This window comes from Planomicrobium sp. CPCC 101079 (assembly GCF_007859275.1).
GTDB lineage: Bacteria > Bacillota > Bacilli > Bacillales_A > Planococcaceae > Planococcus.
The window spans coordinates 107,764-133,937 of record NZ_VOHC01000033.1 but is presented as its reverse complement, the minus strand read 5'-3'; the positions used below and the strand labels follow the sequence as shown (position 1 = coordinate 133,937).

The 26,174-nt window shown below is 38.2% G+C and carries 20 protein-coding genes and 2 pseudogenes; 6 read left to right on the top strand and 16 right to left on the bottom strand.

All coding sequences use genetic code 11. From position 1 onward, the window contains the following. The first annotated feature begins 160 nt into the window (after positions 1–160). Positions 161–1,366 (top strand): MFS transporter, encoded by a 1,206-nt coding sequence (locus FQV28_RS18810; RefSeq protein ID WP_146498057.1) that lies wholly within the window; start codon positions 161–163, stop codon positions 1,364–1,366. Between the two features lie 157 nt (positions 1,367–1,523). Here the strand turns inward: FQV28_RS18810 and FQV28_RS18805 are convergent, their stop codons facing one another. Next, complete coding sequence (locus FQV28_RS18805; RefSeq protein ID WP_146498056.1) at positions 1,524–1,964, bottom strand: NUDIX domain-containing protein; 441 nt, start codon at positions 1,962–1,964, stop codon at positions 1,524–1,526. Positions 1,965–2,143: 179 nt separating this feature from the next. On the opposite strand from FQV28_RS18805, the gene FQV28_RS18800 reads away from it, so the two are divergent. Then, positions 2,144–2,422, top strand: coding sequence for a hypothetical protein (locus tag FQV28_RS18800; protein ID WP_146498055.1), 279 nt, complete (start codon positions 2,144–2,146; stop codon positions 2,420–2,422). Positions 2,423–2,574: 152 nt separating this feature from the next. Here FQV28_RS18800 and FQV28_RS18795 read toward each other — a convergent pair. Both FQV28_RS18795 and FQV28_RS18790 read right to left on the bottom strand, forming a co-directional pair. Beyond that, a pseudogene (locus tag FQV28_RS18795) lies at positions 2,575–2,836 on the bottom strand (sortase); the annotation flags it as partial. A gap of 5 nt (positions 2,837–2,841) precedes the next feature. Beyond that, a complete protein-coding gene (locus FQV28_RS18790; protein WP_146498054.1) occupies positions 2,842–4,248 on the bottom strand; it encodes a DUF1565 domain-containing protein in 1,407 nt (468 codons plus the stop codon). A gap of 365 nt (positions 4,249–4,613) precedes the next feature. On the opposite strand from FQV28_RS18790, the gene FQV28_RS18785 reads away from it, so the two are divergent. Beyond that, entirely contained in the window at positions 4,614–5,438 is an 825-nt protein-coding gene (locus FQV28_RS18785) for an endo alpha-1,4 polygalactosaminidase (protein WP_146498053.1), read from the top strand. Positions 5,439–5,553: 115 nt separating this feature from the next. On the opposite strand, the gene pelG is transcribed toward FQV28_RS18785, so the two are convergent. The 6 genes from pelG to FQV28_RS18755 all read right to left on the bottom strand — a co-directional run bounded on the left by pelG (position 5,554) and on the right by FQV28_RS18755 (position 14,934). Next, positions 5,554–6,990: an exopolysaccharide Pel transporter PelG gene (pelG, locus tag FQV28_RS18780; RefSeq protein WP_146498052.1), complete on the bottom strand. Its 1,437-nt coding sequence runs from the start codon at positions 6,988–6,990 to the stop codon at positions 5,554–5,556. Continuing rightward, complete coding sequence (pelF, locus tag FQV28_RS18775; RefSeq protein ID WP_146498051.1) at positions 6,953–8,395, bottom strand: GT4 family glycosyltransferase PelF; 1,443 nt, start codon at positions 8,393–8,395, stop codon at positions 6,953–6,955. The genes pelG and pelF overlap by 38 nt, the downstream gene beginning before the upstream one ends. Beyond that, entirely contained in the window at positions 8,395–10,074 is a 1,680-nt protein-coding gene (locus FQV28_RS18770; protein ID WP_146498050.1) for a DUF2194 domain-containing protein, read from the bottom strand. The genes pelF and FQV28_RS18770 overlap by 1 nt, the downstream gene beginning before the upstream one ends. Beyond that, the gene (locus FQV28_RS18765; protein ID WP_146498049.1) at positions 10,058–10,954 is read right to left on the bottom strand and encodes a tetratricopeptide repeat protein; all 897 of its coding nucleotides are present in this window, start codon (positions 10,952–10,954) and stop codon (positions 10,058–10,060) included. Before FQV28_RS18765 ends, FQV28_RS18770 begins: the two co-directional genes overlap by 17 nt. After that, positions 10,944–13,109: an NAD-dependent epimerase/dehydratase family protein gene (locus tag FQV28_RS18760; protein WP_186763943.1), complete on the bottom strand. Its 2,166-nt coding sequence runs from the start codon at positions 13,107–13,109 to the stop codon at positions 10,944–10,946. The genes FQV28_RS18765 and FQV28_RS18760 overlap by 11 nt, the downstream gene beginning before the upstream one ends. Positions 13,110–14,232: 1,123 nt before the next feature. Then, entirely contained in the window at positions 14,233–14,934 is a 702-nt protein-coding gene (locus FQV28_RS18755) for a class D sortase (RefSeq protein ID WP_255473012.1), read from the bottom strand. A gap of 293 nt (positions 14,935–15,227) precedes the next feature. Here FQV28_RS18755 and FQV28_RS18750 point away from each other — a divergent pair, with 293 nt between their 5' ends. Further along, positions 15,228–15,815, top strand: coding sequence for a CHRD domain-containing protein (locus FQV28_RS18750; protein ID WP_146498046.1), 588 nt, complete (start codon positions 15,228–15,230; stop codon positions 15,813–15,815). 192 nt (positions 15,816–16,007) lie between these two features. Here the strand turns inward: FQV28_RS18750 and FQV28_RS18745 are convergent. The 5 genes and pseudogenes from FQV28_RS18745 to FQV28_RS18730 form a co-directional block, all read right to left on the bottom strand. Beyond that, positions 16,008–16,340 (bottom strand): annotated as a pseudogene (locus tag FQV28_RS18745) (hypothetical protein); the annotation flags it as partial. 15 nt (positions 16,341–16,355) lie between these two features. Next, positions 16,356–16,523, bottom strand: a complete 168-nt coding sequence (locus tag FQV28_RS19350) for a hypothetical protein (RefSeq protein ID WP_186763942.1) — start codon at positions 16,521–16,523, stop codon at positions 16,356–16,358. A gap of 349 nt (positions 16,524–16,872) precedes the next feature. After that, positions 16,873–17,571, bottom strand: coding sequence for a Na-translocating system protein MpsC family protein (locus tag FQV28_RS18740; protein WP_146498044.1), 699 nt, complete (start codon positions 17,569–17,571; stop codon positions 16,873–16,875). A gap of 56 nt (positions 17,572–17,627) precedes the next feature. Continuing rightward, positions 17,628–18,326, bottom strand: a complete 699-nt coding sequence (locus FQV28_RS18735; RefSeq protein WP_146498043.1) for a Na-translocating system protein MpsC family protein — start codon at positions 18,324–18,326, stop codon at positions 17,628–17,630. 576 nt (positions 18,327–18,902) lie between these two features. Next, complete coding sequence (locus tag FQV28_RS18730; protein ID WP_146498042.1) at positions 18,903–19,775, bottom strand: LysR family transcriptional regulator; 873 nt, start codon at positions 19,773–19,775, stop codon at positions 18,903–18,905. A gap of 101 nt (positions 19,776–19,876) precedes the next feature. On the opposite strand from FQV28_RS18730, the gene FQV28_RS18725 reads away from it, so the two are divergent. Together FQV28_RS18725 and FQV28_RS18720 are read left to right on the top strand one after the other, a co-directional pair. Next, positions 19,877–20,440 carry a prolyl-tRNA synthetase associated domain-containing protein gene (locus tag FQV28_RS18725; protein WP_255473009.1) on the top strand — a complete coding sequence of 188 codons (564 nt, stop codon included), beginning with the start codon at positions 19,877–19,879 and terminating at the stop codon, positions 20,438–20,440. Between the two features lie 99 nt (positions 20,441–20,539). Then, on the top strand, positions 20,540–21,475 hold the full coding sequence (locus FQV28_RS18720; protein ID WP_146498041.1) for a DMT family transporter: 936 nt from the start codon (positions 20,540–20,542) through the stop codon (positions 21,473–21,475). Between the two features lie 351 nt (positions 21,476–21,826). Here FQV28_RS18720 and FQV28_RS18715 read toward each other — a convergent pair whose 3' ends face one another. Both FQV28_RS18715 and FQV28_RS18710 read right to left on the bottom strand, forming a co-directional pair. After that, the gene (locus tag FQV28_RS18715) at positions 21,827–24,496 is read right to left on the bottom strand and encodes an NB-ARC domain-containing protein (protein ID WP_146498040.1); all 2,670 of its coding nucleotides are present in this window, start codon (positions 24,494–24,496) and stop codon (positions 21,827–21,829) included. A 1,113-nt stretch (positions 24,497–25,609) separates the two neighbouring features. After that, entirely contained in the window at positions 25,610–25,882 is a 273-nt protein-coding gene (locus FQV28_RS18710; protein WP_146498039.1) for a hypothetical protein, read from the bottom strand. Between the last annotated feature and the right edge of the window lie 292 nt (positions 25,883–26,174).

The window sequence follows — 26,174 nt, the reverse complement described above, 5'->3', positions numbered from 1 at the left end:
CTTTTATCGTATAATGGAAATAATCAAAATTCTTGATAAGTCTATATCCTCCAAGATTTATCTTAACCTGAAAGGAACATCCGCCTTGAAGATTTGTCCAATCTAAAAAATCCCCTGCAGCAGAATCATTTACCAATTGAATTCTTGGGGGATATACATTATGAAACTGAATAGAAATTTCAATTTGCTGCTGACTGGCCAATCTCTTGCCAATATCGGGGATGTCCTATATATTGTCAGTATCATCTACATCATTTTTGAATTGACCGGTTCCGCAGCCGCAGCCGCATTTGTGCCTTTCACAATAACCAGTTCAATGTTCGTTTCGAACATGCTAACACCTTTGATGATGCAGCGTTTCAACTTGAAATGGCTGTTGGCCGGTTCTCAACTTGGTAAAACCCTGTTACTGGCTGTAGTGGCTTTCTTTATGCAGGAGCTCTCTCTATCCAATTACGTTTGGCTGTTTTTGATGATCGGCCTCGTCGCGCTGCTGGATGGCTGTGCTAATCCGGTCACTCAATCCCTCCTTCCGAATTACGTACGGAACGAAGAACTTTTGAAAGCGAATGGGGTTGCAGAAACCGTCACACAACTGATTCAGACCGCGATGTGGTTTGTGGGCAGTTCCCTGCTGGTCTGGTTGGCGGCGAGTGACTTGGTCTGGCTGACGGCTGCTTTGTTTTTCATATCCAGCCTATTGCTTTGCAGTTTGGATTCCGTAGATTTCAAGGCAAGCAATCAACAAGGAACATGGGAGCAAATTACCAACGGCTGGCAGACGGTCTCTACGACCCCCGTGCTGAAACGCATCGCGTGGATGGACGTATTGGAGACGGTTGCCGGAACCGCATGGATAGCCGCAATTCTTTATGTATTTGTCAGTGATGCATTAATGGCGGATGAAAAATGGTGGGGATTCATCAATGGATCCTTCTTCCTCGGATTGATTGCCGGCAGCCTCTTTTGCCTCTGGTTTTCAGACTGGATTGACAAGAGACTTAGCCAGTTTATTTTAATAGGAGCAGTTTCCAGCAGCCTGGCAACCCTTTTCTTTGGGTTGAATAGCTTTTCGGCGCTGGCGCTGATTCTGTCCTTCTTTGTCGGTGTTTTCAGCCAGATCAAGAATATCCCGCAACAGACAGTAATCCAGACAAGTGTCTCGAAAGACAGCTTGCCGACTGTATTCACGACGCTTGGGGCACTTGGAACCGGAACATTCGGACTTGCTTCCCTTTTAATGGGGATGCTTGCAGATATTTTTGGTATCCGCAGTGTATTTGTCTTATCGGGTCTCTTGTTGGGAATGGTCAGTTTGATCGCTTATGAAGGACAGGTTTTTTTAAGAAGAACGCTGGAAGAATAAAATAGCTGTTATAAAAGAAGGGCAATCGGAGTATCTCCGACTGCCCTTCTTTTTAGGTTCTGTAAATTTTCTGGTTCCATTAAGACTTTATATGCAAACGTACTTTCTCTTCGACTGTATCTTTGTTGAGCTTTTAGACGTCCTATTATTTATCAGCCTAATCTAGAGCAGCTGAGGCAGTTTTCACCGCATATTCAGCAAGCCGAATATTTTCCTTCAAGTAGTCGGGAATTTGGGCACTGCTTAGAATTTCTTCGGTAGCCATCCAATGGATGCTTGCAACTTCATCCGGATCTTTAGCAGATGGTTCCCCTGATTGGTAAGAGCACAGGAATACAATATCTACTACTGGAACGCCTGATTCGGCAACAAATGAAGAACTGTTGACATACCTAAGATTCGATACCGTGACGCCAACTTCTTCCTCGACTTCTCTTATCAAAGTCCGCTCCAGAATATCCGATGAATTCCCTTCCATATCTACTTTTCCGCCTACTAAGGCCAATGTGCCAGCCGCGTGTTCCTCTTTTTCGCTTCTACACACAATCAGCCATTTTTCGTCCTTATAAATTGCTGCTTCGACATTTACGATAAACATTGCCTCAACTCCGATTTTTAGATTGATTGCCTTGTTGTTTTGCTTTTGAAAGTCTTTTAATCCTTTCTATATTAGAAAAGAACATCTCTTATTTTCCACTATATCTGACTGCTCCATTTTAATCCAATTAATTACCAGTTATTTAGGGTATAATGAAAATAGTCTAAGGAGGTGTGCGTATGTCACTAATAATCGTGGCTATATTTATCATCCTGTTAAATTATTTGGTAAACAAGTTTGCTGCGAACAATCGAAAAAAGTGGTTTATTTCTGCTGCAGTTACCATTCTTTTGATTGCTCCGTTGGTGTTCGAAGTTACGCTTCAGGTTATTGGACGCTATAGCGGAGATGGAATCGGCGGGAGTGTCGCAGGATTGACTTTTGCGGTTATTATATTTATCAACGGGGTGGTTTTTTTACTGATTGCCCTTTTCTCCAAAAAAGTTCGTTACAATTAAGAGGAATATAATTGATCTTATCATCCATGATCTCGCAAAAACCGCATCGGGTTGTGAAACACCGGTATTAACAAAAGAACTTCAAACCAGATAAAACAACCAGCCAAAGATGCCTTTGGCTGGTTGTTTTATCTCATCTTCCTGACAAGGTCCTAAGATTCAATTTTTGTAATGTTCACAAGCGGGGCTTCTATGATATACCGCTCCCGCTCCAATAAACGTAAACGGGTAACAGGTGGTGAGTGTCAGTGTCGGTTCATCCTTTGCGACGATGACAGTGCGGTCTTCAGCATCTGTAACCCGAGTCTTTTTTATTTTATACTCGTACTGCACTCCCTCGAACTGCACGAACATTTTATCGCCCTCTTTTAAGCCTCCAAGCTCGCGGAAAACCGTGTCCCGGTGGACGGATAGAAATGCTATTCTTCTGATTCGAAAATTCCTCTTACCGGAGAATTTGTCTCCAATCTAAAATTATAATCACTTGAATCTACGTATTTAGGATCTATATACATTGTTCCTTTATCACTGCCTGAAACTGATTTAAACGCAGAGAAAGAAGTGAATTCTTCATCACCCCATATCCAAATCCCTTTTCTCTCACTTTCCTTGTGAAACACATTTTGATTTAATTTGTTGTTCTCTCCCGTTATAAAATAGTTAGCGATGAAAATATGAGAAGGGCCTGCAGTTAAGATGTTTTTTTCAATCTTATTTGCTCTAATATCATGCTGGAGCATAAGCTGTCCTCCTCCCATTCCTTTGGTATCATTCCGATATAATATATTTTTCGAAATACGAGAATTTTTTATGCCGCCTTGCTGTTCGTCATACCCCCCTATTGCTATACCTGTATAAAAATTTTCGTATATTACATTCTCGAATATTTCGATATTTGCTGCAAATTTCCCTTTGTGTTCTGAAGCTGCTTCAATTCCTATATCATTGTGATAAACCGTATTTTCTTCAATCATAATATCTCTTCCGCCATCAACGTAAATTCCTGCAGCACTATATTCTTTACCATAAGCCGGATTGCCATACGAAGAAATGTCATAAACCTTATTCCGGTTAACGATGCCATTTCGTACATAATCCGCATTTTTGTCTAAAGAAACTCCTTCATAACCAATCAGATCTATTCCAATGTTGTCATTTCGGCGCACCAAATTACCGGTAATTTCAAATCTATCAATATTGCCATTTAGGACAAGCGCTTCACTTGCTCCAAGTTTGAGGTCTTCTACCATATTATTTATAATTCTTATATTCTTCATGGAGCCAGTTCCGTACACAGCTATACCATGGCCGTTTCCTTGGGCTGAATGGGTTTCAATTCGCTGTATATGGTTACTGTCCATTAGTATGTGACTGCTGGCCCCTGTAATAAAAATCCCCATAACGGTCTCATCCGCCAAATTTGTCGATAAATCCTGTATAGTGAAACCACTGACAGTCACATAGTTTTTATCATCTATTGTGATTATAGAGGTATCCCCTTCTTCACTTTTTATATTCTCGCCACTAAGAACCACCTTTTCATTCTGATAGGACTTGAAAATAATCGGTTTAGCCTCCGTACCACTATGTTGAATGACAAGCTTTTCCTTATAAATCCCTTCACGCACGTGAACAGTAGTCCCTGCTTTCGCCACTAAGGCCGCTTGTTGTAATGTTCGCAACGGCTTTGATAATGTTCCGGCTTCCTCATCATTCCCATTAATTGCTACATAAATATTTGATTGCTTCTCTTCATTACTGTTTAAGGACATGATGGTTAAAGCAATGATTGTTGCTGCCAAAAAAACCACTGCTAATTTTTTCATTTCGCACCTCTATTTATTTAGTTGTACTTTTTATGGAGCATGATTTATAAAGATGAATACAGCAATAACTCGGTTGCTTAATTCCAAACATTGTATTAGAAACAACTGCCCGATAACTACCCTATTATATAGAAGGGATTGGCAATTGCTAAAAACAGCTTTACCGTTATTTTGCTTGTATTGTAAATATGTACTTTAAAATTTAAATGTATACAATAGAAAGAAATAGCTTTAGGATTTATTAAGTTCAGGACAAGCAATGAATACGGATTACATAATAGGAAATCCAGAAATATCCTGTTTTTATTTTTACAAAAATCCCTATTTTACAAGATACAATTGAGAGCACCTAAGGGGGGCATCGTGTGAAAAAATGGATTATTGGTCTGGCAGCAGCCATTGTCGGCTATTTTCTTTTGAGAGGATTGATAGCAGTGTTTTTAAGCGCATCGCTTTTCCAAGTGGAGTCTTTTCACATTTTTTATGGACACCCAGATCAAGATAAACTGCAAGAGCTTTCATATCAAGACGCAGCTATCATCGAACCAACTGCTTTTACGAAGAAGCAAATTTCTTTTTTGCAAGAAAAAGATGTTCTGCTATTCGGCTATGTCAGCTTAGTACAGCTGGAAAACTGGAATAAAGAACTGAAAAAGGATGTTCTTCCTTCTGACTATCGGTTAGTAGAGGGTGAACGGCTACATGTAGCGGATTGGGATACATATGTAATGGACATCAGCAAACAACATTATCGTGATGTGCTGATGAATAAGATCACTACTGAAATTGCCGAAAAGCAAATGGATGGGGTATTCTTTGATACTGTAGACGACCTTGATTATTATTTTCTAGATGATCCGGCTGCCGAAAAAGCGATGCGAGCCGGTTACAAGCAGCTTCTTGAGGAAGTTAAAACAGCATACCCAGATTTGTTGATTATTCAAAATCGAGGATTCGATTCCTATAAAGCTGTTTCCCGCGGAAAAGTAGATGGCATCCTTTGGGAAGATTTCGATAAAAAAGAGCTGAAAAAAAGCAAATGGGCCCAAAAATGGAGGAACTATTGGAAAAAGGAGCAAAGTGCCGGACATGTACGGGTTTTTACAGTTGTTTCAGATGATGAAAGTCTTCAGCAAAGTAACCGCGATGGGTTTCCTGCTTTCATGAGAACGGAAGATTCCTATCAGTAAATTCATGCTATTTCAAATAAAAATTTTTCTATATTAAAAGTGTTCCAATAGATTATCTTTATCTATTGGAACATTTTTAAACGCCTTTGAAAAGCACATTTAAACTGCTTCTTTCTCAATCGAGGCTACCAACTTTGCGCAAAAACCGTTCTGTCCTCGTGATTTTTTCTTTGTAGACAATAGGCTGATAACAAAACGTTGAATAGTCAATTTCATTGAGTTGACGGTTTAGCAGCCAACAGCCATATCCCAAGCTAAAGACTGCCCCTATGAACATGCCTGCTCCGTCCATACCAAAAATCCCGCTGAATAAAATTGTTGCGATAAAGCTAGATATGGCATAAAAAATAGTTAAAGAAAAAGCTGCTTTTCGCTCATCAAAATAAAGCAAAATCAGCAGGAACGTGATCAGTAAACTTAAAAACCAACTGCCAAGAACTACAGCAATGAAAATATCAATTTGGTCCTGTATTAAACCAAGAAACGGCAAAAAATGGATGCCCATAAACAAAAACACTACGGTGACAAGAAGCTGGACTTGTGCTAAGAATAAAATTTCAAAGCGCAGTGTCCGATACATGTCATGTTTAGCCTTTTCAATATCATGCAGTGGAGACCCTTTTAAAATACATCTGTAATATTTTTTATACGCGGTATAGAATGTGGTCTCAAGAGTCACCATAAATAGAATCAAGGCTGGCAGCAAACTGAAATATGCGTAAAACACCGGTGTGTCGTAATAAGGAGCCATTAAAAATGTATCCGCGACATAGACTTTTCGATTGCCAAGCCAGATTGCAAAGTTATGCCCATACAATCCCAAATAATAAAACAAACCAATGAAAAACAAAAATGGATATTTTTCCATATACGTCAAGAAGTAAAAGTATTGCTTGTTGTTCAGCTGAAAAAAATTCAGGATATCCCGCATCAACATAATAGCAATAAGCAAAAACCCTATATCAAGACCAATGAAAACCGCTGATGCTGTTTCGATTCCAAACAGCCCTGTCGCTGCCCAAATGATTAATGCCGCTACAGCGACTCCTAGTAAATAGCCTTTTACAATTTTCCGATAATCCTTTAGTGCAGACATATATATCGATAATATCCAAATAATATTTAATTCCACATAAAATAAATACGTAATAAATTTGAACATAAGCGATACAGGTGACGACCAATAGAAAATCACAGCAACGATAAATCCGATTAAAAGTACAATACTGATTGCACCGTACATGGAAGATAAGACTTTTTCTTCTTTTTTCAGGTACATCTGATCGGCTAAAAAACGGGAAATGACAAACATAAAGCCTCCTGTCAGTATTTGAGAAAAAATAAATACGTATTGTACTGAGGCTATAAAAAGGTCTATTTCTGAACTTGGCGTGTCCAAATGCATAAGCCATTCCCTCGCTGCTGTAATAAGCAAAATACATAAAAACATTGGCCCGACAGCAATTATCGCTGAGAAGCCGTATGCCCGAAGTTGAGCGAAAAAATTGGATTGGTTATAAAGTTCCTTCAATTGAAAGCCTATGCCTGCCATTCCTGCTCACCTCCTTATATAGTTGGTTATACTTATCGATCATGCCTGGCAGTGTATAAAGCGATGTCACTCGTTTTCGCCCATTGCGTCCATATTCCTGCCGGCGTTCCGAATTGCTTGCCAAAGCGATAATATCATTCGCCATCAAAGGAAAATGCATAACTGGCACAATTGTTCCGGCTGGACCAAACTCATCGTACTTGCCGAGCAAGAGCTCCGCACAGCTTCCGACATCGGTTGCCACAAAAGGAATTTCCATTGCCAGTCCTTCCAAAATGACGAGCGGCTGCCCTTCGCTGATACTCGAGAGCACAAGAATATCCAAAAAGGCTAAATACTCCTGGACATTTACGGCTCCTGTAAATACAAGGTTTCGTATACCTAGACTTTCAACCATCTCGACGCATTCATAATAATATTCTGCATCTTCTTCATATGGCCCTATAATGTAAAAATAGCTATTTTCAATTTCCTGCTGCACTATAGAAAAGCTTTGAATCATCGTTTTGATATCTTTGATTGGCACAACCCGGACAATTGCCCCGATGTGAATTCCCGCCTCCTTTTGTTTACGGTTTTGTGTATGAAATTTATTGATGTCAATGCCGTTAGCAATTGTGGACGTTTTGTCAGCCAGACAGCCAAGCTCGATTTGGATTTGGCGGCTTCCTTCGAACAATGCCGTTACCCCATCAGCGTATTCATAGGCGCATTGCGACAAACTGTAAAAATAATCAATCCAAATGTCTTTGAAGTAGCCTTTAATCCAACTTGCTTTAATGATTTCCTCTTCCCGTTCGCGTGTGTAAATACCATGCTCTGTGAGGAAAAGTGGCTTATTGTACTGATGCTTCGCCAGTGCCCCTAGTACTCCAGCGTAGCCAGTCGAGATGCAATGATACAAATCCGCTTCTGGAATTTTCTGTTCAATACATAAAAACAGCGGCAGAACCATAGAGCGTACCGTCCAGAACATATCAGTAAACGGAACCTGAATGAATCGCTTTTTACAAAGTTCATGAACAATATCAAAAAAATCCTTGCTTGATAAAAAATTGAAAACCGAATCTACCCGACCGCTTTTAAAAAATTGAAAAAGCACATCCCAATTCGTTTCTTTTTCGCCAATGAGGGACAAAAAAGCTTTTTTCTCTTCTTCAGTTATATTGTAGCGCTTGCCAGCTCGAATGTTTTCTTCCATATAAGAGCCTAGAAAAATAGTATTAATTTCCATCAAATTTATCGGTCGCTCATATTTTAGCGTGACACTATTTCTTTCTTTGGCGGAAATAGAATATACAATAAACTCATGTTCCGGCATATTCAAAATCATCGATTGAACCCAACTTGACACGCCCCCTGTTACATACGGATATGCACCTTCTGAAATCAGACAAATTTTCACTACAATCCCCCCACAGCAATAGAAAATGTTAGATCGGTTGCCGCTACTAAATACAAGTCTTCACCAATTTTTTCCACTATACAGTTTTCCGTTTTTAAGATTGTCCTTTGCGTTGAGAAATAATAATATGAGTGTGTGTTTTCTTTCATCGCTGTAGCATTGAAAATTAGCGTATCATCCTCTTGTTCTTCATACAGCTCACTGTTTATGTACCCAAATGCTGCCTCTCCGGCTTCTGAAAGCGTCAGTGAACGAACCCAAGGAATTTGATTGTCAATCAACTGCTGTAAATCACCGAAAGCAGCCAATTGGTCTTTTGCAGCACCTTCTTCAAAAAAGCGGTATGGATATAAGGAATGGGCGTAAAAACCACTTAAAGCTACTTCATTGAACAGTTTCCACTTTTCACTATCGTTCAGATCAAATCCATCTACTGTTTTTGGAAGTATAATGGTTTCTCCCATTTGCTTTGTATATGCATTTGGCGCAAGCATTGTAGATACATCTTCCGGCAAAGCCATATCCACTTTTGAAGATGAATTTATTGTAGAACGGATTGGATAACCTGGCAGTGCTTCTCGTATATGCAAAACAGAGTTTTTTTGAAAATCCGATGCCTTTTCAGCCGTCGTCAAGACAGGTTCCTGCACTGCGATTTCTCCGCCCATCCGAAGCAATTCACGGCTATACAAACGTAATTCATCAAGTACCGGAGACGCCTCTCCAGCTGAAATCACAACATCTTCCGGCGCTATGTAGGAGGCTGTATAATTCAAATCGTACTTTGATTCGATTCGCTGTAATTCCGGCCAAACAACTGTGCGGTAGTAATCACGATTTGTATATGATGGAGATAAATCCTTGCCATCGGGTACAAAAAACGGGAAACCACTTAGCTCTGTCACACGTGCATTGACAATAGGCATGATGAGATGCTCCGATGATTGTTGGATTCCTTTCACAAATAATGCTTGATCTGCCATTGCCGTAAACATCGTACCGTTGAAAACAATAAATGCGCCTTCTCCATATAAAGCTTTCCACATCAACGGAGTGCCCGATGAGGAAGAAGCAAAGAGCTGCGCATCGCTTGAAAGCCGAACAGATAGTGAGGAGTTGATGATGGTTTTTGATGGAAAAGCAGTATATCCATTTTCTCCAAAAAACGGCTGCTCAAGTTGAATTCCCGATGTTTCTATAAAATGACCGGTTTCCACCATACCAAGCGACTGATAAAGAGTGGACAGCGCCGACCCTGGTGCTGGGCGGACTGCAAAAAATAAGGAACCTCCATTTTCTACATATTGCAGCATTAGATCGGTTTCCTTAAACAGATCTAATTTTTCGGTTGCTATTATTACACTAGTGTACTCCTTAAAGTCAGCTTCGGATTTAATAGAGGAAATCGAGCGGTTGACAACTTCTTTGCCCATCAGCTCCAGCCGCTTTTTTAACGACTCTTGAAGAGCCGGCTGGTCCGGTCCTGTTAAAAGCAAATACGATGGTACTTTTTGGTTTGCTTTCACCTCTTGCTGCAGCACAGCCTGCTCGGTTGATTGATTGAAATATTGTAATTTTAATACGGCGTCTGAACGGATGATTAAAAACAACATACCGACAACAGCAATAAAGGCTCCCATTATATAAATACTGTACTCAATTTTAAATTTTTTGTTCATACAAACCACCTTGCAGCCAATAGCGCAATTGATTTAATCGTTCAGGCGACAAGCGGATACTTGACGAACGAATTGTATTTACTAGCTGAAAAAAAGCCTCTCTATTCTGCATGTGAAAGTGAACATCCATTGCAGCAAAATACGCATCTTCAGCGTGCGGAAATTGTTCTAAAAAAGTTTCGGCTGTCTTTTGTGCCTCTTCAAATTCCATCAATTCCAGTGCTATGGCAATTTTTTCATTATAATAGTACGAGCTATTTGAAGGCTTAAGCGCAAGCAGCTGGCTCAAGGCCTCAGAATATAGATACATATATTTTTTTCGCGTTCTTTGGTCCAGAAATTCCATTTGAACTGATTGTTTCAATATATTTATATATTGCTTGAGCGTTTCATGGCCTATGTTATCTTCTAGCAGCTTTTTTTCTAAGAACTTGAGTTCTTTTATTAACTGGCTTTTTGCTTGTTGCAGAGCAGTGGCTGCGTAGTGAGCAGTTTCAGTATCTTCACTTTTTAACGCCAGTGCCAAGGCTTCCGATTGTTGTAAAAACTCTTTCTTCAGTAAGCTGATCAATGTTTTACGTTTGATCGTATTATCATTCAGCGTCAGTGCATCTAGAAATGGAATAACATTCATCTCAACTTCAGGGTTTGGCGCTTGCAAGGAAATATCTTCGTACTCTTCATGACGCAGCTGCCACTCTGGCAATTCTCCACTCTGTTTTGGTTTTTTAAACATAAACAAGATAATCAAGATGCCTAAAAATGGACAACTTATTAAAATCATCGTTTGAAACGCAGCTCCCTTTCGACGGAGAAGATATAGACCAATGCCATATAGAAGTGCAAGGATATAATATACAATCAGTCCCTTAACTAACATAAGTTAATTCCTCCTCTATCTTAGCCGCTTCAATGCCCTTCTTGTTAAGGCGCTCTAGAACTAATGCTACATCGCTCGGTTCTGCATTTGATAGAATAATGCAGAGTTTTCCATCTTCAGTAAACCCCAAATAATCTATTGGCCTAATTGTTGCTTCAATCGACTGAAGTTTTTCTTTATCATACGTCTCTCCATAAACATGAAGAAGTGTATATGGAATATGAAATGTTTCGGCTGCCTGCTTTTTTTGCTCCAAAATCTGCTTAAAGTATGCCGATTTCATTGCAATTGTTTCTTCTTCATATCGTACATGGCTAATTTCCTGAATATATCTAGATGAACGTTCAAATGCTTCATTTATAAGACGAGTTACCACATCGACTAAATTTCGATAGGATAATGTCAGTTCTTGAAAATTCACATCGTAGCATATAATTACAGCAACCGTATTATGCTGCTGGACAATCGGTGCTACAAAGAAAGGTTCATCCTTAGAAAGCGAATGGTTAAAACTGATTTGCTTCTCGTTGACTGCTTTGTTAAGAAATAAGTCATTTTTTATATCTAAAGAAGCAGCCGGTAAAAACAGTGGATCACCGGATTTAGAAGCAAGATGGGCAAATCCGTTTGTCGAAATAGAATACAGTGCAAAATGTTTTGATTTTAATGTTTGCTCAAGCACATGAATCGAGCCTGAAAACAGCGCTTCTGGCTCTAGGCTGTCCAACAAGCGAGTTATTTGATAAATTTGTCCAATGCTGTTTTCAGAACGTAAAATCTGCTCTTGAAGCTCATTTTTAATTTCAAGTGTTTCTTCATAAATAGATGATAAAAAAGAATATTGAGCACTTGAAGCGGCTAACTCATCTTTTGTAAACAACAGTTCGATTTTCTGTCGGTCCACCACATAACTGACAATAAGTCCCATTAGCAAATAAATGATAAGCGTAGTAAGCAGTTCATTATCCATAAGTAAAGAAACAAGTTCCCTTCCAGAACCAGATTCCTGATTTGCATGGACGGCGATTGACAGAACAGAAGAGACGACAGCCTGAGGTTTGCCAAACAATAAAGCTGCTAATAGCACATAAATCATCCAAAAAACTAATATTTCAACAGCCGGCACTGCAATAATAGAAAGTGAATAAAATATAAGAAAGAGTACAATATTTTCCGCAAAATGAATCCATTGACTGCTCCAAAAGGAAGCGTTAGATTTTCTTTCCTCCGCTGGTTCTGCAGCTGGTATATTCTCATAATAAGTTAACGTGGCTTTTAATCCTTCTTCCAGTGAATTCTTTGGCAGCCAGTCCAAGTCTTTTTTTAATTTCGTATTATCCAATTGTGAAAATGCGATATCCCCCACTTTAGGCTCAAGGAATTCAATTGAACTATCCGGCTTCCAATTTGTTAACGTTGCGATTAACTCCTCAATACTGGTCTGTGTATTAGTGGATACATTGTATGTACCATTAAGCCTGCTTATCACACCACGGTATACAGCCTCTGCCACATCTGCAATATATATGAAATCATGCGTCTGTTTGCCTGTCCCCAAAACAGAAAATGACTCTTGTTCTAAAAGCTTATTTGTATATACCGAAACTACACCACTTTCAGCACTGACATGCTGACGCGGTCCATATACATGAGAAAAGCGGAATATAAGCGATGATAAGCCATACATCTCTTCCCACTTCCGGCAATACAATTCCCCGTTCATTTTATTGATGCCATATGGCGAAACTGGATCTAATTTATCATCTTCTTTCAGCGGCAGCGACACGCTCTCACTATATACTGCAGCCGATGAGCAGAATGCAAATGTTTTAACCCCATATTTTTTAGATAAATTCAGCATGTTGATCAGACCCAGTATGTTTGTCGAAGAATCTTCAAACGGTTTATCTATAGACCGTTCTTCACTTGTTTGTGCTGCACAATGAATAACTACTTCAAACGAATGGGCTTTAAAGAAACTTTCACATTTTTCATCCGCAACATCCCCAATAAATGATCTATGTTTAAAATCAACATTTTCTTTCTTTCCGGAAAACAAATTATCGATGATAAACACACGATGGTTTTCTTTAAAAAAGCGTTCAGCAATATGTGAGCCGATAAATCCATATCCCCCTGTAACTAATATGTTCATAAACATATCTCCTTTCTTCCAAATCACATCCAGTTCTTTAGTATAATACTACATAATAATCTTCATAACTACTAAATATTCTGAATTTTTAAATAATAATTTGCTTTAAATGAAATTTCTCTTAAAATACAACCAGAAAAAAACAAATAAATATTTCTTTTTGGTTTTGCCTTCCATAAATTCAAAATTGCCGCATACGGAGATTACTACACAGGTCTTACTACTGGATCATTTCTGTATAGTGTTTTCATTTTTAATTTTATCGCCCTTAAATCTTTGAATAATTTCTTGGAGAAATAATCATACAAAAGTGAAGTCAATTCGTTTATATCCCTCTATTTATTCCTATAGATTTTCTATTTTCTTCCCCCTAAAAAGTTTCGGAAAGAACGGGTTTGCTCATCGTTCACTATCATTTACCAGAATGTAAAAAGTCAATTTTTTCAAAGTGACAGTTGAAAACAGGAATCAAAAAAAAAAAACGCCAACTCCCTTAGTATGTTAAGAGTTTCGACGTTCAATAAAACTTTATGATATTTCACTGTGGAGACGGCGGTAGTTAAGTATAATCCTATAAAAGTTTTAGCTTACTTTAGCAATGCATCATGCGGATTTTTAGTAAATGGCGTTCTACTATATAATAGTTTCCCTTCTATTAACGAGCCTGAATATTAAACGGAAAAATTCTTTCCTGTCTACTTTTTTTAATAAATGCAAAAAGCCATCTGTTAAATCCGCTCACTAAAAGAAGGACGCCATTAACAGCCATTAGTAGTGCTAACACTGCTCCGCCGTATCCAGCACCTTCTCCTGTGTCGCCCGAACTCCGGCCATAAAAGTGAACAAGCAATGTCCCCATTTTAAATTAACCACCGGAGCAAGTGCCGTCAAGACAGGGACTAAAACCATCCGTTAAGAAAAGAACATTAAGTGATACTAAAATGATAAGGAAATATACCAGAATCAAATCCGCCATAATGCCACGCCCTATCAGCTGAATTAAACATTTCCGGTTTCTCTAGCAAATTAAATAGAATTCTTCGTCTCCTGAATTAACCTTAAGCTTCTCAACAAACTGAAAAGCCTCCTCGATCAAGCAGGCTTTAATGCACAAGATAAGATGTTAGGATTCCATTTTTGTGATGTTCACAAGCGGGGCTTCTATGATATACCGATCAGGTGCCGCGCCAATAAACGTAAACGGGTAACAGGTGGTGAGTGTCAGTGTCGGTTCATCCTTTGCGACGATGACAGTGCGGTCTTCAGCATCTGTAACCCAAGTCTTTTTTATTTTATACTCGTACTGCACTCCCTCGAACTGCACGAACATTTTATCGCCCTCTTTTAAGTCGCCAAGCTCGCGGAAAACCGTGTCCCGGTGGCCGGATAGCACTGTGTGCCGCTGCCCATCCGGAGGTGTGGTGAAGTTTCCGGCATGATAACCGACTCCTTGGGTTAACGTTTCATCGTCGGTTCCCCAATACAAAGGGTATTTCATATCAAGGGAAGGAATCAGCAGCCAGCCTATTTTTTCTCCCGCTTTGTACTCTTTATAGTCCCGCCGTTTGGGTTGTTCGGGTTCTTTCGGTTTTTTAGCTTTTTTTGAGGAAAGTTTGGTTTCTTCATCCAGAGGATCTTCCAGGTTTTTCGCGGGTGAGGCTTCCTCAACAGGCTCAGAGACATCAATACTGACGCTTTCTAGGCGTTCAACCTCATCAGCTTCTGCAATATCATTTTCGCCGATAGGTTCCCTGCCCGAAGACATTTCAGAAAACCAGACGTATCCGTTCCAACCTGTGAACAACACCCCCACTAAGATGAGCATCACCCCGATTTTTCTCCTCAATGCCATTCACTTCCCATCACTAAATAAATTAAGTTTCTTTTCTCTTAGCCCGATTAAATTCATGCACCTATTGAAGCTTTCGATACGCTGCGGTCGAAAATCTTTTCTAAGGTTCTATCTAAGTTCATTACCTTATAATTTTTTAATGGAAGAAATAGGTCTAAGCGCAGTATTTTTTAATCATTTTATCAGAAAATTCACATTTATGAGAATTATTTGTTGTATAATATGGTATCGCCAACCGGCGAAATTTGCAAGAGGGAGATTGATATATGAAAAAGTACATGGCTTTACCGGTAGCTTCAGTGTTGGCAGTCGCAGGGTTTGCTGGATCGGTTTTTGCTGAGCATGAAGGACAAACTTTCATGGCCGAATTGACCCCAGATCAAGAACCAATGGAAGTCGAAAGCAATGCTTCAGGAGATGCACATGTTCAGTTTAATGAAGACGGGACATCTTTTGAATTCACTGTGAATGCCGAGAACCTGGAGAACACTTTAGCTGGACATTTCCACAGCGGCCCTCCTGGAGTGAACGGCCCTGTAGAAATACCAATCTTTCAAAACGATGAGCCGATGGATTATAACGGCGAAGTCGCATCAGGCACATTTTCGGAAGAAGATTTAACTGGAGAAATGAGCTGGGATGAATTTACCGAAGCGATGGTGGCAGGAGATATTTACGTAAACCTCCATACGGAACAATATCCTGACGGGGAAATTCGTGGACAAGTAATGGGCGAAGGCGACGAAATGCCAACCACAGCAACAAATGGCCCTCTTTACACAATGCTTGGCACGCTTATAGCGCTGACGGGCGGAATCTTGCTCATCGGCCGAAACAATAAGAAAACTGCATAAGCAATTTCTCCAAAAAGCTGAGCTCCTACTTGCCTGTCACTCACCTATGAGACAAGTTCAGCTTTTTTATATTGGTTAAACTATTAATCCCTTGCCCTGTATGTTAGAACTTTATAAATAAAAAATTATTATTATCAAAACATATGAAAGAAAATAAAAAACTGCAGGAAACTGCAGTTTTGGTTTTTCCTGTTATTTTCCAGAAAGTTTATTGTATTCCTCATTAATTTTTTCCATCGTTTGAGGCAATTCCTCTCCCCACAGGTCGTTGGCTTCATTGAATACGACGGTGCCATCGGTATCTAACATTCCATATCCCCTGTACGCCACATCTCCGTTTTTCATATTGAGCAAGTCAATAATTTTCAGATCCGGATCCGAGACGAAAGGAAGGCTTTCTCCGTACTTTTCCTTCAATGCTGTATACAATTGAAGCTGTTGCTCCGGCGTATCGCCGCTAACGATATAGGTATTAACATCCAACCCTTTTAAGACTTCTATATTTTCATGCAACTGGACCAGTTGCTGTTGGCAATGGCTTCAGGTGTATGTCGTGATAAAGAAAAAAAGAGTCGGTTTTTCCTGCGGGAAGGTTACTTCTTGTTGATCTTGATTCAATAAAGTAGTAGATCCACTCGCTTTATCGGTTCCGCAGCCTGAGATGGCAATTGCAGAAATCAATAAAAGGAGAAGCATTTTGAACTTCATGTATCATACCTCTTCTCGTTATGAACTTGCCATGAATTTATTTCAATGTATCATATCACTTCTACTCGCATTTTGATAAATGAAAAATAGGCTTTCAGTAGATTAAATGCATCTACATCAAAAGGAAATGGCTATACTCGCTATCTATCTAAACCGGCAATCTGTATGAGGGACTTTTTTTTCATTCTTTTTTATCAATCGTGTATCTGCAATAAAGTTGACCTTCAATCTCGACAACTCCCAGAAGACAAAGCTATTTTTAGCGATTATATAATGACCTCTATAAAAAAGCCGGCGTGTTGAGTGGACAGTTTAACTGATTGTTCACGTTCGGTCCAGGTGATTTCCTTTAGGGGTGATTGGGTTCCAAAAGAAATACGATATAACTCACATCCGTATCGAAGTTCCAATCCAGGAACGTCTCGCTGATCCTGCGGTTTAAGGCAGCCTCAAGCTGAACCTCCTGCAGAACTTCATGCTCCAATGGCCGTTTGGCGATTTTCAGTTCTTCCGTAAAGCCATTGCGGATCAATGCTTTTTCAATCCGGATCAGAATCTCAGAACGCCGGACCAATACCGTCCGGTCGCTTAGCCAGTACGTTTCGGTGCGGCCAGGTATTTTTTCTGCTTTGTTGCTTGCCTGCTCGAGCTGTTCCCGAAAAGCCTTTTCATCCAGACCGTCTGGCCATTTTAAGACGTTTTCATCCAGTTCCTCATCCAGCACGGCGATGATCATTCCCGTTTTCTTTTCGAGGTTCCAGTCGGCATACAGTTCCTTCACCTCAAGTGCCGCCACTCTCTTAAGTCCTTGAATAATTGCCGGTTTCAAATCCTCCATCATGAGGTCCCTTGTTTCCAATACCCGTTTTGTTTCGTTTTGCTTTAGTAGATTCGCTTCCATCGGCAATAAAAATCCCCGGAAATGGACCGTGATGAACGGCCGGTTGAGGGTAACGTACACAGAGGTTGGCCCTTTGCCAAAATGCTGCCGCAGCACGGTGGAAATATAGCTGCCGATCTCTGTCTGAATCGTTTTTTCTGTTGACATCCCTAACGTCCTTCCATAATTTTTTCGTCCTATCGGAAGAGAAGTTCTTGCACTGCCTAGTCCGGTTTTGCTTCCAGAATGAACACCATATACGACTTGTCCTCCTCGAAGTTCCAGTCGACAAACAATTCGCTGATTTCCTGTTTCAGCACAGGTTCCAGCTTCAAAAATTCCATGACGCGGTGTTCGAGCGGCCGCTTGGCCAACCGCAGTTCTTCAATCGCTCCGTTTTTGATCAATTCTTTTTCGATATCCACCATGATGCCGGTCCGTTCAATGAGTACCGTCGTGTCATTAAGCCAATAGCTCTCGATGGTATCGGGGACTTTTTGCGTTTTTTGACTGATGCTAATGACCTTTTCGTGCAAAGATTCTTTATCTATACCTTCTGGAAAGTTGAAAGACGCGGGATCTGCTTCCGCATCCAGCACGCCAATCAGCATTCCGCTTTCTTGCTCAAAATTCCAATCGGCATAAACTTCCTTGACGTCATTTTTTATGATTTTCGTCAACCCACGGAACAATTCAGGCTTGGCGGCGTTCAGCAAGAGATCCCTTGTTTCGCCCACCTGTTTCGCTTTCTGTCTTTTCAACAGCATTTTTTCACTGGCAAGTAAAAAGCCGCTAAGCTGGATGGCAATAAAAGGGTTTCGAATGGCTACACGCACAGATTGGGGACGCTCGCCAAATTGCTGGGACAGGAAAGAAGAGATGAAGTCTTCAATCTCCGTTTGGACCGTTTTGCCGTTTGTCATCTCTCAGACTCCTTTTGGGGATTTTTAGTTGTATGGTCAGTATAGAGGAAGGAAAGACAAATAGAAAGGAGAAGCGCCGGAAAGGCTGGTCTTCAGGCAACTTCAACAATGAGGGGTCGGGATGAAGCAACAGTTTGACCGGTGATGCCCTTGAGGGGGTAATCAACATTAGCTTGCAGAAGACAAATAAAAAAAGCCCTCTGCCTTGATCGGCAGAGTGCTGTAAATCTGAAGGCCACACAATTGAATCGTTCCCTTATACTGCCACTGTACAACGGCTTAGGTTTCATTGTTCCGGACTCCATTCCTTCTCTCTAAAACCATTCAATTCAATCCAATCCTAGAGGAAGCATCAACTCTATTGGTTTGATACTCTATAAAAAATAGTACCAAATCTTTTTCGAATTTTAAAGTCTCTAAACCTCAAAAAAGCTTCTACAAATGAAAAGAAAGGGCCAAGGAAGGCTCGTATATTATGAACAACCTCTTCTAGCCTACCGCATTTAAGCAACTTCTTATAATCCTTCATATATAAACTGATAACAAACTCTCATCAATCACTTTTACTGCAATTCATTACCCTTCTTCATTCCGGTAAGATAAATAGTCTAAAAATCGTTTGCAGGCCAAGGAAAGGGACTTTTGTTCTCTCATGGCAATGCCGATATTTCGATAAGCAGGAACTTCAAGCTCAATTGCTTTGATTTTGTGCGGGATACGCCGCAAAATCAATTCCGGCAAAATGCTGATCCCAAGCCCATTTTCCACCATGGACAGGATGGCGTAGTCATCCCACGTTGTAAAATTAATCTGGGGTACGATTCGGTGCTTCTCAAAAATTTCAGCCACTTCTGCCTTGGCTCCTTTTTCCAGTAACATAAATGGACTATTTTGCAGATCCTGCAACGGAAACTTTTCAGCAGAAGCAAGCGGATGATCTTCCGGAATCACGGCCAACAACCGGTCCTTCTCCAAAAAAATAGTTTCAAGTTCTGTTTTTACCGGCAGCCGGACAAATCCGAAATCAACACGTCCAGTTAGAATCCAGCTTTCGATTTCCGTATAGTCCCCAAGTAAAAATTCAAATTCGATTTTTGGGAAGTCCTTCTTGAAAGCCCGAATCATGTTCGGCAACCAATGGCTTGCTACGCTGGAGAAAGTCCCAACACGAATCATTCCGGTCTGCATATGATGTAGATCATCTATTTGCGCCAACAACATTTCGTGTTCGTTACAAATCCGCTTTACCTGTGGAAGCAGCTTCATTCCATCTGAAGTCAAACTGATACCGGTACGGCTTCTTTCAAAAAGTGAGACCCTCCATTCCGTTTCTAAATCTTGAATCATTCGGCTGATGCCCGACTGCGTATAGTCCAAAGCTTCAGCAGCTTTTGTAAAACTCCCCAACTCAACTACTTTCATAAATACCAGGTATTTTTGGATATTCATGGCCGTCCTCCTTTCATCCATTTTTGTCATGGATAGCATGCTAAATATTCGTTATTGTTATGCATGAACACATGTTATGTTATTACTAGGAAAAAATCAAATTGAAGAAAGAAGGGGAAGAAACATTGTTTTTTGTGAGCGATGTAGTGACCACGGCACCAGCTAAATATAAATCCCCGCTGCAAGAAAAGGCTTATAAATCATTGGACGAATTACAGATTGCATATGAACGAGTGGAGACAGACGAAGCGATTTCGATGGAAGACTGTGTAGAAATCAATCGGAAACTGGAAATGGAAATGGTGAAGACTCTCTTCCTTTGCAACAGCAAAAAGACGGCATTTTATCTATTTATCACAAATGCCGGGAAGCCTTTCAACTCCAAGAACTTCAGCAATGCGCTCGGCATCTCACGCGTGTCCTTCGCCCCTGCTGAACTGATGGAAAGTATGTTGGGCGTCAAAATCGGGGCTGCCACTGTATTCAGCGTATTGATGGATATGGACAAACAAGTGCAGGTTGTCATTGACCGGGAAGTAGTGGCGAAGGAGTGGTATGGCTGCAGCGACGGGACGACAACCGGCTATCTGAAGCTCAGAACCAAAGATATTACTGATAGCTTCCTTCCTTATGCGGACCACATTCCGACGATTATGGAATTATAGAATTCAAAAATAAAAAAATGTTGTAAAACTTACAGAACTTTGACTGACTGAATGGACCACTCCTGATTTTGCGTCGGGAGATTCAAAGGAGGTGTGTGTATGCATCAAAAACGATTATTACTGACCTACGGGTTGGTGTTTTCTGTCACGGCGATTTGGGGACTTAATATTGTATTGATCAAAGTGTTGGTCGAGGAATTGCCGGTTCAGACCATGACGGCATTCCGGATTATGTTAGCTGGAATTACGGCTTTACTTGTTATCATCATTGGAAAATCACTTCGTCGTTTATCGAAACGGGAATGGGTCTATACGTTGCTCGGAATGCTGTTTGGCGTTATCCTGCACCACTCGTTTATGGCAACGGGGCTAACCATGATTGATGCTTCGAGCGCATCTTTGATTCTCGCCTTAGTGCCGCTTACAACGGCTATACTAGGCATGTTCTTTTTAGGGGAACATTTAACAAAATTACGGAGTATGGGTTTCATCCTCGCGTTAACTGGCGTCTTTTTTATCCAGGGCGGATCTTTCAGCAGCATGCAATTTTCCCTGGGAGAATGGATTTTATTCGGTGCTATGTTGGCTCAATCCATCAGTTTCATCTTCGTGAAAAAAGCGACCGCGACACTGGATTCAAAACAGGTCACAACGATTATGTACCTGGCCGGATCGATTGGGTTATTGATTGTCAGCCTTCTAGCTGAGCCAACCGGGGGCAGCAAAATGGCTTCTGCCCCGTTATTTATCTACGTGCTGTTTTTCCTGTCAGGAATCGTGGCTACAGGGGCAGGCTATATGGTTTTCAATGCTGCAATTCAGCAGATCGGTGCAGGACAAACCGCCTTGTTCAATAACTTCGTGCCTTTTTTCGGCCTCCTATTCGCGGCTCTCTTTCTGAATGAAACCATTACCGCTGATCAGTTGATCGGATTTTTGTTCATCGTAGCCGGCGTTTTATTTGGCACTGGCTATATCGAAAGACAATGGATATCTACACTCATGTTACCGAAAAAGCGAAGGCCGGAATCATAGAGAAATTTGAATAATACTTTATGATATAAGTCGATTCGTGACTATACTTTGACTATATTGACTAGGTTTTTGACTAGGTTTATTTGATATTCTATGAAACTTCATGACATCAAAAAACGCCAAAACCCTTGGTATATCAAGGATTTTGACGTTCAATGACACTCTATGATATCTCATTATGGAGACGGCGGGAGTCGAACAGTAGTCTTTAAGAAACACAGCAATACTAATATTTTTAAGATACTATAGCTATTATTAAAAACAACTCCTAAGAATACACCATATAGTTCTCTAACCTTTCCTAAAAATAGGAAGAACAAGTTGTTTTTATTAATAGAAAATCTTTTTTAATTAGGTAGTAAATTTTTCAATTTTTTCTACTTGTATTGCACATATCCCTTTCTCACTTTCTCCTACTTTAAACTCCACTTTATCACCAATATTTAAGTCGACAAATTCACCTACAAATTCTTTCCAAAAAGCAAATAAACCATTTTCAAACTTATTGTTTGAAATAAATGCAAATGATTTTGCTTTGCTCACGATATATCCTTGATTTTCATTTAATACTTTTTTAGCTAAATCTCTTACACTTTCTTGTAAAAATGGTTCGAACTGTTTTCTATTATAAATTGATAATTGTGGATAAATGGCCTCGATTGCTTGTTTTACATCTTTATGGTTATTACTATTTCTTAGTTCATTACTGAATTTCTGAAGAATATTTTTCAATAAATTTGTAGCATTATTATCGTTTTCACACATATAACTAAGAGTTTTAATTATTTTCGTTAATGTTTTCAGCATTTTTCTATCATGAGCAGGATAATCTTCCAAGATTTCTACAGCCTTTTTTAAAATATCAGTAGCTTCATTTTCTCTATTTTCATTAATTAATATTTCTGACCATCGCCTTAAATTCTCAGCTGATAAATCAAGTGTTATCACTTTTTCTTTACCTTGCATATCTCTTAATAATACTCTAAGATTATTAAAAATTTCTTCAGAATCTTTAAATTTACCTAAAAACATATATAGACGAGCTTTCTGTATCTTAATATCTATGTTCTCTGTATCAATTTCTTCGGCTTGAACAGTTAACTCAAGTGCTTCCTCAAAATCCTCAAGATATCTCATTTTGAAACCGGCATATAAAAATAACAAAGATGCATGATCAGGATTACACTGAATAGCTGTTTGATATTCATTATCTGCTTTAAAATAATCTCCATGACTTGCATGGATAAAAGCTGAAATTTTATAAACTTCAAAATAATTAGGATCAATATCTTTAGAACGATCTATTAAAGAAAATGCCTTTTCATATTCCTGCTTTGCAGAATAACCTAATGCTTGTTTAAGATTATAAGCAGCAATAATTTGATCTGTATTTGCTTTATAAGTTATGGATTTAGGATTAAATGGATTTATTTCAACATCAATTGATAAATTTTGTCCCAGTAGCTTTAAATCCTTAATTCTCTTTTTTACTATTTTAAATGCATCATTTGAAGGTCTACAGTGTTGATAAAGATACTCTTTAGCAAAATCTGTAATTGAGAATAAGCTTTTCCTTTCATTATTAGTGACAATGGTTCTCATTCGAATCATATTAGTTGCCATTAATTCATTCAATGCTTTTCTATGTAAAATAGAATCAAGTTCTAAAAGATAAGCTAATTCAGCATCACTACAATCCTTATTATAAATTAATAAGGTATCAAGCACTATTTTTGCATTTTTCGATAATTTATCATAAACATTAGACATACAGTAAAATGTTAAATTTTCTGTATTTGTAAGAATAGATTCAATTGGAGCTCCCTTCATTAAATTAGCAATTAGCCATTTTATTGCTAATGGATTAGAATGTAATTTTTCACAAATTGAATTCAATTGTACATCTTGCATCTTTAAAATGTCATATAATTTATGATTTTGGGCTAACCTTCTCATATAGAAGATTCTTTCTTTTTTATTTAACCCTTCTAATACATGTCTAGCTTCAAATTCCCCAATACCTATCCGTGAAGTAGTTAATATTTTTGATCCAGATGGTATATTAAATAAAAATTCCCGTAACAATTCTGAATTAATACTTTCCAAATTATCTAAAACTAATAATGTTCTAAATTCTTTCATATATTCAAGAATTTCTTCTACAATTTTATCACTATCATTGATAGTAATACTCTTTCCAATTAATACATTTTTAATTTCTTGATACAATTCCAAAGTGCTAGAAATTGTATTTTTTATATTAACAAACTCACCGTTATTTAAGGTTTTTGTTTTTAAAGAAATCCAAATGATAGCATCAAAAGGTTGATTTGCATCGTCTATAATATCATATAAACATTTCAATGTTAAAGCAGTTTTACCAATTCCACCATCACCAATAATCGAAATAACAGGGTAATTACCCAATATTTTCTTCTTAATCATATTCAAATCATTTTCCCTGCCAATAAACCCTGTATCATCAAATTCAGCAGCAGGCAAATTGTTTAAAATTTTGTCATCAGTTACATCAATGAATTCTGGAATTTTAATTCCAAAAATTGTAGATGGATCTTTGGCAATCTTATTTTTAATATCAATAGTGCTAACCCAATTAATTAAATCATTTTTAAGTTGATCCATAAAATCAGATACTATTGGAAAATCACTATATTCTAAAGGTCTGGAATGCATCACACGATTTCTTATAGGTACTATCTTCTCTAATTCAGCTGAATATTTTTCAAGTATTTTAATGAATGATTTTGGAAAAATTGGTTTAAATTTATTTAAAATACTTATACAATCTCCAAAATCAAGATATTCTATTAAATTATTTAAATTCTCTTCAAAATTATCATGTCTTTTAGCTCTACTCTTCAATTTTTCTATAAGATTTTGATCAAATAAAATATCTTTATTTTGACCACTTGTGTTTTCTCTAATAAATTCTCTTATATCTGTTTCTATAGCTGTAATAAATGCATATAAAGTTAATCTAGTAGCTGATACATTAAACATTTTTATCCTCCTTATTTCCACTACTGAAAATTTAATTAAAAATTATATAATCCTAACATACAATTTATTTCTACTACATTTTAGAATTATAAAGCTGTACTTCCATTTTGAATGGTTTATGTGTATAAAAGTGCAACACTTTAAAAACCCTTACCCATTTAACATTAACTTCCGCAAGATACCTGTTTAATTAAGATTATCCAAAAACTAATTCCAATAATTCGTTATTACATGTTGTTTGTAGTTATTGTAGTTATTACCTTATAGGTTGAGAAATTTCTTACAATCAAAGTATAACCCTTACAATAGTTTATACTGCTAATAATAATTGAGCCATATTCATTTAAAATTCGTTAATGTCACCCTTTGATTATACAATTTTATTGGAAATGTTACTATATAATTTAAATTTTGGTAAATTCCCAGTTCTCTTCAGTAGTCATGTTAGTACAAAACTGCACATATAATTTGATTCGGCAGTTATATTATTGAGTTAGTCCATTGCTTGCAGTTATCAGTATGACAAAGTATTGACTTCAAATAAGTATTAATCTTAAACCGTGCCCACTTACTGCAAAATTCCGTGCTTTCTACTTTTAAATACACAAAAACCTCCCAATTCATTGTTTGAATTAGAAGGTCTATGAAATAAACTCGCTAAAATATGTAGGGATGAAAATAGGGATATCATACAAGAGTTCAACTCCCGTACAATATCCCTAACTCATTAAAACCTTGATACCACTGCATTTAGCAGTTATCTCACTATGGAGACGGCGGGAGTCGAACCCGCTCCCGTTAAAAGTACAGTTATACCAGTGTTTTCAAGGGTTTTTGGGTACCATTTTAAAACACTGACCACGGTTTTGACTAGGTTTATAAAAATTGCTTACGGAGATAAGAACTATCTGTTCAAAGAGGTGCTTAAACTTAATCACATTAACTGCATTTTAGTATTTCAATTGAAAGTGTTCCTTCTATAATAATAAGAGTTTAATTGTTCTATATTATTTTAAAAGAAACTCGAATCATTTTTTAATGAAATAATTGTATATAGAATAGTGGAAAACTATAGGTCTAGAGACGTTTCTATCTGGAATTCTCTTAATACCTTTAGTTTTCTTTTAAATTCGTTCGTTCATTTTTTAATCTTTCCACTTGGCTAATATCAACTTCCAGTAATTCTGCAATACTTTCCACTGGCATATCTGGTTTATTTTTCAACATATTTTTAATGGCTCTTTCTATGCCTATTTTGTATCCTTCTTCTTTTGCCCCCGCTAAGTTTGTTTTCATATCGGATAACTGTTTATTCCCTAATTCGACAAGACGTCTTGTTTCCTGTTTATCATTAAGTCTTTTAAACTTTTCGATTCCTCTTTCCATTTCATTCACCTTTCTAAATTCTATTTCTAATCATTTAATAGTTTTAATAGAGGTGTAGTAAAGTGATTGAACTTCTCTATATCATCGATTGCAATATATACAATTTCAATAATATCACTGGTAACTTCATTTACAGAATTGAGTTAAAGTTTACCATCAACGATTGTAGCAGTGTAAGAGTATTTATGTGATTTTTTAGATAGTAGTTTCTTTATGATTACATCATACCCAATTTCTCTTTTACTCCTCTGATACAAGTCTGTTTAGGATTTTCCTCCTCTTCTATTCCACC